Genomic DNA, 17,009 nt, shown 5'->3' on the forward strand with positions numbered 1-17,009 from the left:
AGGCGCTCCCGGCGCCGACAACCTGACAATTGTTCCTGAATTATCCCCTAAGTTTGTGAAGTCTGGATTCAAGTGTGCTGAGTAAAGCGATTAGATCCAATTAGCGAATAGCATTCTGATAAGTAAAAGTATTTTGAAGTTTGCAGCGCTTCTATCGCGCTGTCTTCAAACTAGTGACAATGCACTGTGCCGGTACGACTATCCTTATGGCAGCACTGACCGGGTGGTGAGCTCTTTCGACAACCGCCACCATGAGCCATTACCGTATTACTCACGAACAGGGTAACCAACAACAAAATTAGCACTCTCATTGTATTATCCTTGTTATTCCAGTTGAATTTCGCAAACTCATTACTGAAGTGGTCAACTCACGAAGCAGCGGAAAAGCCTGATCCACTTGCTTACCAGCCACAACAAAACCCACAAACTGATGATCTTCATCGGTCGCTTTCGCAATGATACCTGTCGGCGAGATCTGTGCATCCCAATGAACCGCGGTATCAAAGCAGCCCGCTAACTGAATCGGATAACTGGGTGTTTTTACTTTTACCATCATAGGCGGTAACACCAGTTGCGCCTCCTGCCCCAATAGCTGTTTGCCCAGAACATTGGCACCTAAAACTATCGGTTGAAGGTAAGGCCTCATTCTGCCTTGAATCTCCGCGCAATCGCCCAGAGCGTACACATTGGCAACTGAGGTCTGTAAACGGGCATCGACCATGATACCTTTATCTACCTTTATTCCCGATTTCATTGCCAACTTGGTATTGGCTCGTAATCCAGCAGCAGAAATCACCACATCCGTTTCAACGACTTGATCACGACTTAACGTGATAGCAAAAGCGTTACCCGAATGATTCACCTCGGCCACGTCGTTACCAAGCGCGAGTTGAACGCCTTGCTGTTCAAGTTGCTTTTCTAGCGGCAATACGACAAATTCCGGAATCAAGTTCGCCAGTAAGCGGTGGTTCGGCTCTACCACAGTGACAACTTTACCGCTGCTGGCAAGATCCATGGCAATCTCAACACCGATCAAGCCGCCGCCAATCACTGACACGCGTTTCGCACGGCTGATTTTTGCTTCCGCAACTTGATACTCTTGCAATGAGTTCAGCGTAATCACTTGCTCTACAGCATTCCCCAACATGGGCGGTACAAAGGCTTTTGCCCCTGTCGCGAACACCAATTTTGAGTACGCGTGAGGACGACCATTCGCCATCACTTGCTGCGCTTGGGTATCCACACTGTCAATCAAGGTGTTCGCAAACAGCTCAATGTTGTGTTCTTTGGCGAAGTCTTCACCGGTTTTCACGACCAGATCCTGCGCCGTTTGTTTTTTACTAAACACATGACTCAAGTCTGGTTTGTTGTACTCAGCACCCTCATCGGCGGTGAAAACTTGAATCGGGATCAGTGCGTCCATTCGACGCACTGTTCTCACTAATTGGTTGGCAGCAAAGCCGCTGCCAATTATTACAATTGGTGCAGTCACCTTGCTCTCCTTATCCCTTCAACTCTACAAACACATCTTTGCCTAAATTGCACTCAGGGCATAAGAAATAGTCAGGAACATCACTCCAGACCGTACCAGGTTCAATACCTTGGTTCGTCTCACCTCTGGCAGGGTCATAAACCCAGTTACACACGGTGCACACCATACACTGACAATTATTTGGATGCGCTTCAGCACCTGGGTTACTGGCTTGTTCTTCAACGACCGTTTGAAGTGCGGCTTGATCAACAGGCTGCACAGTTTGACGTTGTTCTGTGAGAGATGCAGGTGTACCAACAGCACCTGGCAATGGTTTCTTAGCCCAAAGTTTGGCGATGCTCTGACCATGTTCACGACACTCGCGTATCGCTTTACCATCTGGTCGCCATTTGGTTTTCAGGCTTATAGCCGTTTCAAAACCAGCATCCGTCAAGCGGGCATGAATACGGTCTACTGCACCGCCATTCCAACCGTAACTACCAAACGCGGCGGCTTTCTTCGCTTTAAAACGAAGGCCTGTGATTTCTTCAAGCATGCCTGCGATTTTTGGCATCATGACATTGTTCATGGTTGACGAACCGACCAAGATGCCTTTTGAACGGAACACGTTCGCTAGGATTTCATTCTTATCGTGTTTAGAAACGTTAAACACTTTTACAGCTACACCTGGGTCCACATCATGAATGCCTTGTGCAATGGCATCCGCCATCATGCGAGTGTTGTTCGACATAGAATCGTAGAAAATGGTGATACGATCTTCTTGATAGTTATCTGCCCACTCCAGATATTGTTCAATGATTTGCACCGGGTTATCACGCCACACAATACCGTGAGAGGTGGCAACCATATCGACAGGAAGATTGAAGCTTAAAACTTCCTTGATTTTCGCTGTTACCAGGCTGCTAAATGGCGTCAGGATGTTTGAGTAGTAACGCAAGCACTGCTCCATCAACTCATTCTGGTCAACTTCATCGTTAAATAGACGCTCATCGCAGTAATGCTGACCAAATGCATCGTTACTAAATAGCACCGCATCGCCAGTCAGGTAAGTCATCATGCTGTCGGGCCAATGTAGCATCGGTGCTTCAACAAAAACCAGCTGCTTACCATTACCAATATCAATGCTATCGCCCGTTTTTACTGTCTTGAAATTCCACTCAGGGTGATGATGATGACCGACAATCGAATCAATCGCAGCTTCCGTACAATAGATTGGCGTATGTGGAATTTTTTCCATCAGTGCCGACAGCGCACCAGAGTGATCTTCTTCTGCGTGGTTAACCACAATAAAATCGATGGCCTGCAGGTCGATTTCCATTTCTAGGTTTTGAATAAATTGCTGGCTGAATCGATGATCCACAGTATCAATCAGTACGGTTTTTTCTTCACGGATCAGGTAGCTGTTGTAGCTTGTCCCTTTTGTCATTTTGTATTCTGTACCATGGAAGTCTTGCACTTCCCAATCGCGTTGGCCGACCCAATGAATATTATTTTTTACATGAATTGTCATGATTACTACCTTAGATGACTAAATATGAAAACCTAGCTCTCTGTAGCATCATGCATGCCAGTTTTATTTATTGTTACTTTTCAAATCCTTATAAAACAACCCTCAGATAAATCTGTCAATTAGACACAATTGACATGTGTCGAATTGACAAATAGCATTGTCACATTGACAATTTGAGCCTGAATTATGATTTCACTTATCGCCCAATGGCTTCACATTACTCAAGACCTGAATTCGGCACTTACTCGACAAGCCCGTTTTGATAGCTTGCTAACCACGATCCGAGATGTTTTAAATTGCGATGCTTCTGCATTGCTTTTGTATGAAGATCAGCACTTTAAACCTCTTGCTATTAATGGCTTGGCACAAGAGGTTTTAGGTCGCCGCTTTTCCATCGCACAACACCCTCGATTAGAAGCAATAGCCCGGGCAGGAGATATTGTAAGATTTCCATCAGACAGCGGCTTACCGGATCCTTATGATGGTTTGATCCCCAATCACGATGACAAACTGCAGGTTCATTCTTGTATTGGCCTGCCGCTGCTGATTGATGACCAATTAATAGGAGCTATCACCATTGATGCATTCGATGCAAACCAGTTCGATAGTCTTCTGAATCATGAGTTACGCTTTATCAGTGCGTTAGCAGCAGGTGGTCTACACACAGCCTTGTTACTGGACCAACTGGAAACACAGGCAGATTTTCAGCGCGAGTCAGTCGCGGAAAAGCGCACTTTAAGCAATGAGATCATTGGGCAGTCCACAGCCATAGAGGCACTTCAAGAACAAATCGATGCGGTGGCAGACACAGAATTGTCAGTATTGATATTGGGGGAAACCGGTGTCGGTAAGGAGTTGGTTGCCAATGCTATACATCACCGCTCTGACCGTGCCTCGAAACCTTTGGTTTACCTTAACTGTGCAGCCCTGCCTGAATCAGTAGCCGAAAGTGAACTATTTGGCCATATCAAAGGGGCATTTACTGGTGCAATCAGTCATCGAAAAGGCAAGTTTGAGCAGGCAGATGGCGGAACCCTATTCTTGGATGAAGTCGGTGAACTTTCATTGGAGCTTCAGGCAAAGTTACTGCGTGCGCTGCAATATGGTGACATCCAGCGTGTGGGTGATGATCGGCATATTCGTGTCAACACACGCATTGTTGCAGCAACCAATCGGATTCTGCACGATGAAATAACCGCAGGACGCTTTCGTCCTGACTTATATCATCGACTGAGCGTATTTCCGCTCCACGTCCCGCCACTTCGCGAGCGTGGTGATGATGTCGTCTTGTTAGCTGGTTTTTTCACGGAGCAAATGAGAGGAAAACTCAAATTAAATAGCATTCGACTTTCTCCTCTGCTCATACAAGCGCTCAAAGATTATTCCTGGCCTGGCAACGTCCGTGAATTGGAGCATGCGATAAAGCGGGCAAGTGTTTTGGCAAAAGCGAGAACTCAATCTTTAGATATTGAACTCACCACTCAAGACTTCGATCTTCTATCATCGGTTCAGACGCTGCCCGAGCAACCCCATCACACAGAGCCAAAACTAACCTTAGCCCCAGATTCAGGACTTAAACTTGCAACGGAAACATTCCAAAAGTCGATGATTCTTGAGGCGTTGTCGCAGAACCAAAATAACTGGTCTGCAACAGCTCGTCAGCTAGAATTGGATTGCGGCAATTTACATCGTTTAGCTAAGCGTTTAGGTATTAAGTAAAAAAGATGGCATGTACTGATTCAAATCTGATCTGACAGGTACAGACAAAAGTGGGTAACTGTCAGATCGAGTCTGAACTAATTTACACATTTCTCACTTTTTATTCAGCTCATCAACAATCGTCATTTACCCACTTGCATCTTTTCTAACGCACGAATTAACTTTTGCCTTGCTACTCATTACGGCTTAGCCAACCTCAAAAAGTGCTAGCCATCAAATATGGCTAGCACAAACGCTCCAATCCGTTTTTTATTAAACATTACTTTTCAAGAGCCAACTGAATATCATTCCAATCGCCGATCTTGAAGTTCTGGTTTTCATACTCATAACCAGCATCTACGTTGAAGCCATCCTGAGCAATAAAGAAACCGTTAGGGAAGACATCGCCTGTCGAAGCTGATACCGCGTGAATCCCGTCAGTTTCACTTGCACCATCAAGACCATTCACGTCATCAGTTACCAATGCGAAACTTCCAACATACTGATAAGACTCATCAATGTTGTATACCGCGTAAGTATGATTGCCCTGGCTTGAAACAATCAGGTAGTTAACCGTGCCGTTGTTGTAAATGGTGATGCCTTCCGCGTCAGCAACAAGTTGTTCTCCATCCACTTCAATGATCATTTCACCATCGGTTGCGGCTGATTCATCCGCCGAGAACTTCCAGACGCCGACGTCTTCTTCTCCGACATACAAGGTTGCTGTAGAGTCATCAACGACACACCCTTCTGGCTGGCTATCCACTTTAAGTCTACGAACAATATTGCCTGCGATACCTGATTCCTGAACCGTTAAGCGCCACTGTTCAATATCCCCGCTCTTGCCGTTGATAAAGACATATGGCGTACCGTCAGAAGATTGATAAGTACACAAGCCATACACCTCGTTGAGTTCCGATGCAAGCTGAGCAACCTCTTCATGCGCGTTCTCGCCAACCGCATCCAGCTTCACAATTGGATTCTGGCTCTCCGTCGCTTCCTGGATTTTATAGAGAGCGATGGTGTTAAATTCGCGATTACTCGCCGCCGCCAGAGCAAAGCTGTCACCGTCTGTATCGCTTACTGACTGGATAATATCCACATTATTTGGCTCGCCTTCATTCAGGTATTGCAGCTCTGTACCATTCAGATCGTAAGCCATCAATCCACCCTGCTTATTCGTCGCAATAATCAGGCTATTTTCCGGTGAACTTTCATTAAGCCAAAACGCAGGATCATCAGCCGCATCGCCATCATCATCCACAGGAGCGGTTTCACCAACCACTTTCACAAGTGCAACACCGGTAGAACTCAGATTGGCAGGGCTTAGAACCTGAGAAATTGGGGTGTCGCGTATTGAGTTTGCTTCATTTAGAGTTTGATAACTCAGCTTCCCATAAACAGGTTCATCAGCTTCCGAATTCGCTACCCAAATGCCATCATCCGCTACAGCCAGAGACTTAATCTCATCAACGCCATCCAGATATATATTTGCTCTAAGTTGCCAGTCATCGCGGCTATACAGCATCATTCCTTTGCCTTCATCACCGACAACGAGATAACCATTACCGTCTGACATATACAAAAGGTCTAACGCCTCGATTTCCTGTAGATTACCCAGAGGCTCAATACTATCTACCATGCGGCGAGAGTTAATATCTTCCGGATTGACACCATAAGCCCAGATACCGACATCTTGTTCTGCAATGTATAAAGTAGTAGTTTCATCATCGACAATACAAGCACTTAGCTCACCGCCCACTTCAAGCTCACGCACTGCTATTGGCGCGCCACTATTATCGGTCAAAACACTTTTGATCTCGCCAGCGTCGTATTTCAGTTTGTATTGTACTGCAACCCCATCTTCAGTGACGCCCGTTAGCAACAACTCACCATTCGTTGTATTTTTATGCAGACAAACTCCCTCCATAGAATATTCGGTATTGAGAGTGCCGATCTCTTCCAGTACGGCGCCATCATAGTAACCAATCGAATAGAAGCCGATGCTGTTATCATCCGGCAGCGCCAGAGCAAGTAAATCAACCGCTTCCCCGTTATCAGCGTTGATACCGTATCGGACATCAGCGCCAGTCACTTCTAGCCCTTCTAAACGATCTAACTGCTTACCTAACGGGTTATAAACCGCAAGTCCTTCCGCTTCCAGCGTCACAAACAGCAAACTGTTTTCTCTGCTTGCGCTGTTAATCCAGTAAGCCGCATCGCCAATATCTTCGTAGCTTGTGTCTGTAGTCGCTGACGTCGTTAACTGCTCTGCTTCAACTTCGCTGGTGGCACTTTGAACTTCAACATAAACCGTTTTGGTATCGTCCGAATCACAGCCACTCAATAGTGAAGCAATAATGATTGAACTTAGTAATGAATGACGCATCTTCCTCTCCATGTGTATAAATCAGGGAGCAATCTAGGAAGGCTTAGTGAAGAAATTATGACAACAGAATGTATTACAAATAAAAATCAATGACTTAAAACACAAATAGCCACTTTGTGAGCTTTTCGGACTAAGAGTGAAACTAAGTGACATCTAGACACCTCTATCAATAGATTGTCACATTGATATGGGAAGATAAGCCACTTGAGCTTTTTGGACTTTTATCCAGTTATTCGTATTAAGCGAAAAATTTCTTCAATGGTAAGCACTCCCTTAATGAAAATCAGAAACCTTATTACACAATTCAATTATCGGCTCTTCGATATCTTTTACGGACTTCGCTGTCACCACCTCTGGTTAGTAACACTGGCACTCACACTTGCTGTTTTAATTGTTTTTAACTACTTAAATGGCGAAATAAAACCAAGTAATCAGCTAGATTGGCTCGATATTTTTGGTGAAGGTACTTCGGCAATAATGGTACTGATGTGGCTGCTCGTCATCCTATCAACCCGAACTCCCGGTAAGATTACGAATTACTTTGCATTCGGCTTTATATGCATTGTTCTATCTTTGGTTCAGGACGTCATCGACGAATTTATCAAGCTTAAATCTTACACCATCGTCGGCAACATTATGGAGTGCATGCTTGTCGGGTTAGGAATGGTAACGTATGCATTCTGGCTATGGCGCAAAGAACTGTCGGTCATCAACAATTTCATTACCCAACGCCAAAAGCTCAATCCCAGAACGCCGATTCATGCAGAGAACTATCGTCTCCCCGATGTTCGCTATCTTCATCGGGCTCTATCAGAAAGAGCTTTAGCCCCGCAGCAGAAAGAACAAGCTTTTCTATTAGCTATCGACGTAAAAAATGAGCACCACCTGATTCATACGTTGTCTCCAAATGAGTTAAGCAGACTGAGTGTGTCGATTTCAGAACTTTTGTTTATCGCAGCACGGAGTAATGATCTCGTTTGCCATTTCGCCGCTCATCGCTATCTCATTCTTATGGAAAACTGCAGTGAGCTGGAGGCATCACAATACGCTAACCACTTAGAGGGAATGCTCAATGCCTTTGTTTTTTATTTAGATTCAGGCAGCTTCATTCACATTGAGTGGCAACTGAATCTGACGCAAAGTGACGAGTACTCTCATACACCAGAGTCGGCTCAGCAACTTATTGATAACGCGATGAAATCATTTAATCAAATGCAAAGTATCTAAAGGTATTCGTGTGAAAGGGAATCATGCTCTTATACCACAATGGACTGAGCGTAATGATAAAATTGTGCCCGCCCGACACCATATTGCTTTGTTGCTTGATTTACTGAGTAACAGAGGCATTAACATGCACTATATGCTGCGACATACTGGCATCTTTTACGACGATCTTATTGCCCATGATTTGAAGGTGGGCCCAGCACAGTTTGCACGCCTTATAAGCAATATTGCTAAGCTGGAGCAGTTTCCTGAGCTCAGTTTTCTGTTTGGACAGCAGCTTATTCCCAGTGCATTTTCGGCTTCTAGTCACCTTATCGTTCATGCATCAACGATCAGAGAATTGCTCGAGAACCTCACAACCTATTCTGAAGTTTACTTTCCCTTAGTAAAACTTCGAACGCAGTTTGAGAACAGCGGAGTATATCTGTTTGAAGAAGATCCCTATGGCGAATCATCTTCATTAAGCCTTAGCTCCCGTACCATCTATCGAAGGTGGTTGATTGAGTATGTTTTTACATCGATCATCACTGCCACTAACTGGCGAGTGGATAAAAAGCTGCCCTGGTCTGTCAAGGTAGACTGGAAAACCCCTTGCTGGCAAGAGCAGTACGATGTGTACTGGGGAAAAGTGGATTTCAGGCAACCTATGGTCTTACTCCACCTTCCTGAAGAGTATCTCGAACTGACTATTGAGGCTCGGTCTGAGACGCTCTACAAAGTAGCCCAAAAAAACACGCTCATTCCCCCCTGCGGCTTACTGAGTTTTATCCGAGAGCAGTTTCGTGTAAACGAGGAGAATACGCCTTCACTCAATGATCTTTCTGCTGCGATGAACATGAGTCCTGCGACGCTGAAAAGGCGCCTGAAAAATCACAGCAGTACCTATCGCTCGCTTTTGGGAGAGGTTAATCGCCAACACGCCATTTATCTGCAAGAAGTTAAGCAAATGGATGATGTTCAGATTGCACAGAAGATGCAGTTTTTTGATGTCAGTAATTACCGGCGGGCAGTGAAACGTTGGAAAATAGCTTAACTTGATAGGCTGAAATGAAATCACCCATAGCGTGAAATACTTCCGCAGGGTTCTTTCCGTCAGGATTGTTACTCTAACTAAAACTTTTGGGGCAATTATGAGTTTGAGCATGATGCGCAAAATAGGGTAAAAATTCAGGACGAATTTTTAGTTTGTCGGCGCAGGGAAAAATCCAACTCCCATATAAATAATCAGAACTCATCATGCGTGCCCGCTCACCAGCTGCTCGTTATTCTGAAGAACAAGTTCACTCAGAAAATCGGCAACAAGCCGTACTCTTCTGGAGTGTGCCAGATCTGAATGAATCGCCAGCCAAATCGGCTGACTACACCCTATATCGCTCTGGACACAAGCCAGCCCCTGCTTTTGAGCAATAAAATGAGGGAGAACGGCTATCCCCGCTCCAGCTTGAGCCGCTGTTACCTGAGATGACATGCTGGTGGTGGTCAGGCGACAAGGCTTCCCACGCAACCTTTTTTCTAACCACTGTGCCGCCGGAAGGTGCTGCTGGCTCTCAGACCAGCCAATAAAATCATCATCTTCGAACAACCCGCCATTTTCTGGTGCGGCTCTCTGCTGCAAATACTCTTGTGATGCGTACAGGCCAAAACCGAGCTCACCTAACCGCCGGATACTCACATTGCCGCGTTCCGGCCTGACCATACGTATTGCCATGTCAGCATCATATCGATGCAAGTTGACCGTAGAGACACCGGTAACAACCTCGATGGTCAGATTTGTGTGTGATGACATTAACCGGGGAAGTGCAGGAATAATAAGGTGATCAGCCAGGCCTTGCGCTGTTGCCAGGCGTACATGCCCCGCCACGTCATCATTGCTCCCCTGAGCAGCCGCACCAAACGCATGGCCAGCTTGCTCAAGTGCTTCAGCCTGAGCAATCAGCATCACTCCTTCATCTGTCAGCCTGTAGCCGATTTGATCACGAATGAACAGGCTCAGCCCCAGCGCTGCCTCCAGCCGTTCTATACGACGGGATGTTGTTGCTAACCCAATTCCCAGCGCTTTTGAGGCGCCACTTAAGGTGCCTGACCGGGCAATAGCCAGAAATATCCTGGCATCATCCCAGTTCAACGTGTTGTGCCCTCTCTCCTTTCCTATATCGGAAATCGGATTGCCATATTTCGCCATACAAACCTCCAGTTTCGGAAAGTATATTGAGAATCATAAAACGAACCAAGGAGAAATAACCATGCAAAAGCGTTTTCTGAGCCAAGGGCTTGAAGTGTCTGCGATAGGACTGAGCTGTATGGCCATGAGCGAATTCTATGGGCCTCAAAGAGCCAGTATCACTCTGACCTCTGATGATCTGAATCCGCGACAACAAGCCACAGGGGATTTTCAGCCGACAGGTGACCGTTATAGCTTCGAGGGACTAAAAGGAGTTAACTCATGAATACATCCAACACTACGGGTTGGCGCAACTGGGCAGCCGTTTCCATGCTCGGGGTCGCTGCATTTACTGTGGTCACCACTGAATTAGCCCCCATTGGTATGCTGTCAGCCATTGCTGCCGATCTGGATCAGAATACCAGTGTGACTGGATTAGTTGTCACCCTGTATGCGTGGCTGGGCGCTGCAGCCGCATTATTGTCAGTGATGACTATCAGCCATTTGCCCCGCCGGCCACTGTTAGTCGGACTGATGCTCTTACTGGGAGTCTCTAACGCCGTGTCGGCAGCGAGTCATAACTTCACTGTACTTCTCATCGCCCGATTAGCGGGCGCACTCTCGCATGGTGCCTTCTGGGCGATGATTGGCACCATGGGAGCACAACTGGTCGCTTCGAACCGCGTTGGCCGGGCAACCGCAATTATCTTTGGCGGCGTCTCAACCGCCAGTGTTCTCGGGGTTCCGCTCATCAACTGGATAAGTCATGACGCTGGCTGGCGGCTGTCTTTTGGTTTACTGGGGTTACTCTCTGTCGCCACCGCGCTTACCCTGGCATTCAGTCTTCCCCGTGTAGCCGGTACTGCTTCTCTGAGCCGAAACCAGTTTGTTTCGGTGCTGCGCAATACAGATTTAAGACAGGTATATCTGATTGCGGCGTGCGGTATCGTTGCACACTTTGCAGCCTTTACCTTCATCGAAGTCCTGCTTTCCTCAGAACTGGCCATTCCTCAAAGCTGGATCGTCATCTGCCTGCTTGCCTTCGGTATTGCGGGAATATTCGGTAATTTACTGTGCGGAGTCTTCATTGATAATCACCTGAAAGCTGTGCTTAGCACCGGCCTGCTATTGGTATCACTCTGCCTGCTGTTGATCAGCACAGTCACAGTGAAAGATGGGATTATCGCACTCTTGCTGCTCTCCGGCTGGGGCCTTGGCATCGCTATACTCTTTGTCGGAATTCAGGCATGGATCATACGATTAGCAGGGGCTGATGCATTACCAGCTTCCGCGATTTATGCTGCTATCTTCAACGAAGCCATCGGAGCAGGCGCCATGGCTGGGGCCGGGCTATTAGATCATTGGGGGATCAGGCCACTTTATTTGACCGCTGCCATTATCACGCTGCTCAGCTTCATTATGGTTATCATGATTCGGACCAAACCTGTGAGGCATGCAGTCACGGAGTAATCGGGGCACTTGGCAGAATTGATGGAGCCGAGGGTTTCTACAAATATATGGATGAGTGACCAGTTCAACGAGGAGTGGGCGCTCTGACTCCCCTGTTTCGGTGGCAGTTACAGCGTTATTGGCAGAGTCTGATTGTGTAGCGATTTAAATTCAGCCCCTTCCTCAGCATTGTCATCAGCGTGCCAGAGACGCTTTTCGTCTTCTATACCGACGTTATTCACTGGGTAAATGGAGCGAACAATCTGTCTGGGTCTGAGAGTATGTCGCGCTGAATCCGGTGTTTCTCTCAGCATAGTTTGATGCGCGCCAGGTACTCTTTGCTGGCACAAACAGTAACCAGAAATGCCTTAAATTTCGCTGGTGTTGTCCGGGCCGGTTGCAGGCGCTCCCGGCGCCAACAACCTGAAAATGCGTCCTGAATTTTCCCTGGGGGGGAGTGGGTGACTTTGGTTTCGAAACTCATTTTGGAGAGAAATGTGCCAGTGTTTTTGCTGATTTAGCAAACAACCAATAACTAAACCATCAGTAGAAGTTGAGCTGGAAGGAGATACCTTACCTTCAGGTACATATTTGACTGCGCTTTTCTCCCTATGGACGATGCCGAGCTGGATTTACGCATTTTTGTATGTCAACCGGAAAGCCCTTCAGGCGGTCTACACAAACAATGAAAATGTCCATGTTTAACAATAAAAAAAGAATAAACATGAACCTTTGTCTATGCTACCGTAAATTCGATATTTAATTTGACGGAGATAGATAATGAGCGGCAGTTGGGGTAACTTCTTTCCATACTTTGCTGGAGCTTTTAAGCTTATTGTATTAGGTATTGGAGGCTACTTAGCTATTAAGTGGCATTTTGATGAAGAGGCAAGGGTAAGGGAAGAAAAAGGCGTTGTATTTGATAGGTCAAGCTACATGAAAAAGATGGCAATGATACTAGTCTTTCTAGTCACCCTGGTGATTCTAGTGATTTATGCCACTAACTGGTTGCTCTACTGACGGGCTTTGCTGTTACGATCGATGTTTGGCGATTTCCAATTGAATAGCCACTTCGTATCCTTACTAAAATTTGAGTACGTCGGACTCTTATATATACATTGCACCTGTTCGAAATACATAATGGGACATAAACGTGCTAGCGATGATTCGGCTGGCACGTCTCTGGACAAAAGTGTGTTAGCGAACGTGTCAAGAAGCGAGCACTTCGGATTAGATGTATTTAGGCAAAGCGAAGTAGACGGCTTTTTTGTTCGAGAAAATTGGCTGCTGAGACAACCAAAGGAATGCTATTGCCTATTGACCGAAGAAGGGCTCATATATATTAGTAGCCTCTTTAAGAATTCAGATACAAGTAACCATAGATGAAACAAGAGCCCTTATCTTCTTCGGGCTCTGTACTTTTATAGCTTCTTAGATGATCCGTTCATAAACATAAAGTTAGTTCAAAAAATCCCTAAGTAGTGACTTAGGGATTTGTGTATAAGAGACAGACAGCCTCCTTAATATCAAGTTAACCCAAGATTTTCATGCATCTACCTAAAATCTCTTCATTATCAATAATAATTAACTTTAACTTTTTCCGAGTTCTGGTGATGTTCTGGAAGAGCATTTTAACTGGGTTGTAATAAGCATACGCTTTGTAATCTAGGCTATCACTGTCGTTGTAATAAAAGAACTTATCCAATACGATAACTACATTATCAAACTCCTGACCTATAATTTCATGAGATGTTTGACAATTACAATCTGAATATTTCTTGTGATGCTCCGTATTATATTGAGACGGTGTAAATCTAACAACCTCCCAATCTCCACGCCTTAAAGATGAAGTATATTCTCTAGCATCATCCATTTTATTGAAGTATTCAAAGTCAATATCACCAGAATATGTGAACTCTATATGCCTATTCTTATCAAAGAGACACTTTATGAAGTTAGAAATTTCTTTATTTGTTCTAATCTTTTCAGATAACTTGTGACTAATTAGCCCTTTAAGATTACTGATTTCTCCATGTATATTTGCTTTTGATTCAGCATTAGACAAGGTTTGCAACTGATCGTAAGAGAAAACACAGTTCATGTTCGCTGCTTTAACATCATCAATTATTTCATCATATTGTCTCTTGTAAATTCGTTGAGCCTCATCTATAAATACCGCATCGTAATCTACGATATTTCTGGATTTGATATTTTTAATAGGTATTATATCCCACCCTTCTTTAATGAGAGCCGCATGCCCTGCATTTAGCTGCCCACAATGAATAATAAGAGCAGAGTTAGCATCCATATACTCTTTAACAATATCGTATGCTAATAATGTCTTACCTGTGCCAGCACTCCCAACTAATGAAATAAAGCTGGTTTTATTTTTACCAAGCTCTTTCAATATCTGACTTTTAATGTTCTCTTGTTGATTCGTCAAGAAGTAGCTTTCATTTATGAACTTATCGGTAGAGTTAAATGGTGAGACTAAATAATCAGAAGGATCGAATTCTTGATCTAAGTCTCTTATTTCTAGAGACTTCTGAGCATGTAGAACTGCAATCAGTTCTTCTACCGAACTCTCTTTTAACTCATCATCTTCATTTAAAATGAAGAAATCTCCGGTAGTAGAGACAAAAGTAACACTATATATATTACGCTCTAGGTAGCTCAGGTAATACTTATTTCTTAGCAGCTGCTTTTTGATTTTTTCTTCTGTACTTTCTCGTTTGAGCTCTATATTAACTACAAGGTTATCACTGAATCTGAGTAAATCAAACTCCTTACCGATTTGTGGAATGGTGTAGCCAACAAAGAAATTGTTTAGATGAATTGGGTTTTCTAGCATACCCCAAACAGTTTCAACTAACTGCTTGAGGTCCTCCATTTCGCCATCGTTGATACCGATCTTATGGAAAGACACTAAATCATCAAAAAGCTTATCATCCATAGATGCTTTAGCTTGAACCAGAGATAAGATATTTATACTTTTCACTAAATGCCTGCCAATCAATTGTAAACGCTTAGACACATAATTTTCATGAAACAAGTGCCTTATGGCAAGCCAACAACCTACAATCTGAGATATAAGCGGTACTACGATGAGAAGAAAGATACGCTAAAGCCATTGAAGCACAACCTAACCGTATTTCAGACTGTGATTGAGTAAAAGCGCTAAGTAACAATGGGGCATTTTCGTGTTAAACACCACGTCAGCACACCTTTGGGCAGCAACGTTTTAAAGGTATCGCACTAAAACGCTTTTATCTGATTAGAGAATCATATATTGAAACCTTAAGGCTTATGATCGGAACCCTGTAATTCTAAATTGATTACCAGTAATTTCGGATGATACTTGATCCAAAAACTGCACTATAGATTTATCAATAAACTCATTTAGCAACCATGACGCATCTTTCTCTAAATGAGATTGAAGTATATTCGGTTGATAACGAGCTAACTCACTTAATCTATGCATTGCTGCATAAGTCAGAACTAATGGATTTCGGTCAATGACAGAAGAAGACTGGAGATCATTACGTTTAATATACCAAAGCTCATTGGCACTATATATGTATTGAAGCTCTTTTCTTCTCGCTTTAAGGTAGTTATTGAGTCTGTTAATATTTCCTAAATCTGGATTGTTACGCTTTACATTCCACTTAAAGCGGCGTTTATGACGAATTGTATAGCTAGTACTGTTATCAGAAATAACTTCTAACTCATATTTCAGCGACCGAAGTTTCGTTAAACTAGCTTGTGTTGAGTGCTCTGGTTCCAGTTCAAATTGCGCCCATGCCTTATTCTTGATTTTATCCTTCACAATCATTGGATTCAGTATTGGGATAAATAGTTCTGTCTGGTTTTTGTATGTAACATTGTAAGAACGATGAATATAAGCAAGATTATAAAATACATCTTTACGTGAGTATTCCTCATGAGGCTCATCTTCAGATATAGGCTGTACTGCTTCCTCTAAATAGGTACATAAACCAGCCAGAACGCCTTTGGTTTTTAGCCTAACATATTCGTTTTTTATGTTGTTGTGACCATTTTCACTTCTCCCAGAGACACCGTGAGAAAAGTCATAGGCAATATTTTTTATTTCTAAAAGAGCTTTTGTAGCATTAAGGAAACAGTAGTATGTCGTCAGAGGTTTTGAATTGTTATCCAGAGACTTGGTTGCTTTGTGAAAATTTCTTGCTTGCTGCCAGTAAAAAATAGCATTTTTATGCCTGGCTGAACCATTCGAGTTTTGTTTAAGGAATATCTCTACAAACTCCCAAGTCGAGTCAGTAAGAATGGTTTTTGACTTAATAATTGGCTCTATCAAAGCATGATAGGCACTAACTGGCCAGATTCCAACTTTAAGCGGCTCCCTGCTTTTGGCTGGTTTCAATCTACATTTTATCTCACGAATCTCTTGAGCGTTATCTGTCACACGGTCAGAGACTCTTTGAATTCTTCCTACTATATCAGCCATTCTTCACCATATGCCACATAACGCTATTCAAAAAGAAGTATAATAGACTCTGAGGTTTTAGAAATTCAACACAGTATTCGCATTAGTTTGAAGTCAAGCATTAGGTAAAGTAGGTCAATTAATGACAAGAGAAGTGTGTATTAAGTCTTAGGCTAGCAAGCTTCGGGGCAATAACGAGTTTCAAACCCAAACATTGCCCTACTCCCAGGGAAAAATTCAGGACGAATTTTTAGGTTGTCGGCGCCGGGAGCGCCTACAACCGGCCCGGACCGCACCAAAGAAACAAAAGGCATTTCTGGGTACTCTAATGATATGGTCCGCCCCAACCTCACCCCTAGCGACGTCAGTGGCTAAGCTTGAGGAAACCGAAACCACTGAGGTGTTCCATCATGGACAATTTACATATTCTTGGCATCGATCTAGGTAGACGTACATTTCACTGTATCGGACATGACCAGCATGGGCATGAGGTGTTTCGTAAGAAATTCAATCGGGCTCAACTGCTTTTATGGCTCTCTAATTTACCCCATACAACGGTGGCATTTGAGTCTTGCGGCGGCGCGCATTGGTTAGCCCGAAAATGTGAAAGTTACGGGCACG

Annotated in this window: 12 protein-coding genes and 1 pseudogene; 7 read left to right on the forward strand and 6 right to left on the reverse strand. The window is 44.2% G+C overall.

Going from position 1 to position 17,009, the window contains the following annotated elements; genetic code table 11:
- Positions 1-307 precede the first annotated feature (307 nt).
- Together norW and norV are read right to left on the reverse strand one after the other, a co-directional pair.
- A complete protein-coding gene (gene norW / locus H511_RS0113215) occupies positions 308-1,492 on the reverse strand; it encodes an NADH:flavorubredoxin reductase NorW (RefSeq protein ID WP_027252724.1) in 1,185 nt (394 codons plus the stop codon).
- Positions 1,493-1,502: 10 nt separating this feature from the next.
- On the reverse strand, positions 1,503-3,002 hold the full coding sequence (norV, locus tag H511_RS0113220) for an anaerobic nitric oxide reductase flavorubredoxin (RefSeq protein WP_027252725.1): 1,500 nt from the start codon (positions 3,000-3,002) through the stop codon (positions 1,503-1,505).
- A 186-nt stretch (positions 3,003-3,188) separates the two neighbouring features.
- Between norV and norR the strand changes: the two genes are divergently transcribed.
- Complete coding sequence (gene norR / locus H511_RS0113225) at positions 3,189-4,721, forward strand: nitric oxide reductase transcriptional regulator NorR (RefSeq protein ID WP_027252726.1); 1,533 nt, start codon at positions 3,189-3,191, stop codon at positions 4,719-4,721.
- Between the two features lie 259 nt (positions 4,722-4,980).
- Here the strand turns inward: norR and H511_RS0113230 are convergent, their stop codons facing one another.
- Complete coding sequence (locus H511_RS0113230; protein WP_027252727.1) at positions 4,981-7,089, reverse strand: phytase; 2,109 nt, start codon at positions 7,087-7,089, stop codon at positions 4,981-4,983.
- A 276-nt stretch (positions 7,090-7,365) separates the two neighbouring features.
- On the opposite strand from H511_RS0113230, the gene H511_RS0113235 reads away from it, so the two are divergent.
- Together H511_RS0113235 and H511_RS0113240 are read left to right on the forward strand one after the other, a co-directional pair.
- Complete coding sequence (locus H511_RS0113235) at positions 7,366-8,316, forward strand: hypothetical protein (RefSeq protein ID WP_027252728.1); 951 nt, start codon at positions 7,366-7,368, stop codon at positions 8,314-8,316.
- A 10-nt stretch (positions 8,317-8,326) separates the two neighbouring features.
- Positions 8,327-9,346, forward strand: coding sequence for an AraC family transcriptional regulator ligand-binding domain-containing protein (locus H511_RS0113240; RefSeq protein ID WP_027252729.1), 1,020 nt, complete (start codon positions 8,327-8,329; stop codon positions 9,344-9,346).
- Positions 9,347-9,547: 201 nt separating this feature from the next.
- Here the strand turns inward: H511_RS0113240 and H511_RS0113245 are convergent, their stop codons facing one another.
- Complete coding sequence (locus H511_RS0113245) at positions 9,548-10,495, reverse strand: LysR family transcriptional regulator (RefSeq protein WP_027252730.1); 948 nt, start codon at positions 10,493-10,495, stop codon at positions 9,548-9,550.
- Positions 10,496-10,556: 61 nt separating this feature from the next.
- On the opposite strand from H511_RS0113245, the gene H511_RS0113250 reads away from it, so the two are divergent.
- The 3 genes from H511_RS0113250 (at position 10,557) to H511_RS0113260 (ending at position 12,943) form a co-directional block, all read left to right on the forward strand.
- The gene (locus tag H511_RS0113250) at positions 10,557-10,760 is read left to right on the forward strand and encodes a hypothetical protein (protein WP_027252731.1); all 204 of its coding nucleotides are present in this window, start codon (positions 10,557-10,559) and stop codon (positions 10,758-10,760) included.
- Complete coding sequence (locus H511_RS0113255) at positions 10,757-11,944, forward strand: MFS transporter (RefSeq protein WP_027252732.1); 1,188 nt, start codon at positions 10,757-10,759, stop codon at positions 11,942-11,944. Before H511_RS0113250 ends, H511_RS0113255 begins: the two co-directional genes overlap by 4 nt.
- A 759-nt stretch (positions 11,945-12,703) precedes the next feature.
- On the forward strand, positions 12,704-12,943 hold the full coding sequence (locus H511_RS0113260) for a hypothetical protein (RefSeq protein WP_027252733.1): 240 nt from the start codon (positions 12,704-12,706) through the stop codon (positions 12,941-12,943).
- Between the two features lie 511 nt (positions 12,944-13,454).
- Here the strand turns inward: H511_RS0113260 and H511_RS0113265 are convergent.
- Both H511_RS0113265 and H511_RS0113270 read right to left on the reverse strand, forming a co-directional pair.
- Entirely contained in the window at positions 13,455-14,957 is a 1,503-nt protein-coding gene (locus H511_RS0113265) for a DNA/RNA helicase domain-containing protein (protein ID WP_155804869.1), read from the reverse strand.
- 270 nt (positions 14,958-15,227) lie between these two features.
- Positions 15,228-16,409, reverse strand: coding sequence for a YaaC family protein (locus tag H511_RS0113270; RefSeq protein ID WP_027252735.1), 1,182 nt, complete (start codon positions 16,407-16,409; stop codon positions 15,228-15,230).
- A gap of 389 nt (positions 16,410-16,798) precedes the next feature.
- On the opposite strand from H511_RS0113270, the pseudogene H511_RS24930 reads away from it, so the two are divergent.
- A pseudogene (locus H511_RS24930) lies at positions 16,799-17,009 on the forward strand (hypothetical protein); the annotation flags it as partial.

Origin of the sequence: Photobacterium halotolerans DSM 18316 (genome assembly GCF_000425165.1) — a bacterium.
Lineage (GTDB): Bacteria > Pseudomonadota > Gammaproteobacteria > Enterobacterales > Vibrionaceae > Photobacterium > Photobacterium halotolerans.

Bases quoted from the DNA above. Each gene is read 5' to 3' on its own strand.
- H511_RS0113250 (WP_027252731.1), top strand. From the start codon at position 10,557: ATGCAAAAGCGTTTTCTGAGCCAAGGGCTTGAAGTGTCTGCGATAGGA.
- H511_RS0113235 (WP_027252728.1), top strand. From the start codon at position 7,366: ATGAAAATCAGAAACCTTATTACACAATTCAATTATCGGCTCTTCGAT.
- H511_RS0113230 (WP_027252727.1), bottom strand. From the start codon at position 7,089: ATGCGTCATTCATTACTAAGTTCAATCATTATTGCTTCACTATTGAGT.
- H511_RS0113255 (WP_027252732.1), top strand. From the start codon at position 10,757: ATGAATACATCCAACACTACGGGTTGGCGCAACTGGGCAGCCGTTTCC.
- norR (WP_027252726.1), top strand. From the start codon at position 3,189: ATGATTTCACTTATCGCCCAATGGCTTCACATTACTCAAGACCTGAAT.
- H511_RS0113270 (WP_027252735.1), bottom strand. From the start codon at position 16,409: ATGGCTGATATAGTAGGAAGAATTCAAAGAGTCTCTGACCGTGTGACA.
- H511_RS0113260 (WP_027252733.1), top strand. From the start codon at position 12,704: ATGAGCGGCAGTTGGGGTAACTTCTTTCCATACTTTGCTGGAGCTTTT.
- H511_RS0113245 (WP_027252730.1), bottom strand. From the start codon at position 10,495: ATGGCGAAATATGGCAATCCGATTTCCGATATAGGAAAGGAGAGAGGG.
- norV (WP_027252725.1), bottom strand. From the start codon at position 3,002: ATGACAATTCATGTAAAAAATAATATTCATTGGGTCGGCCAACGCGAT.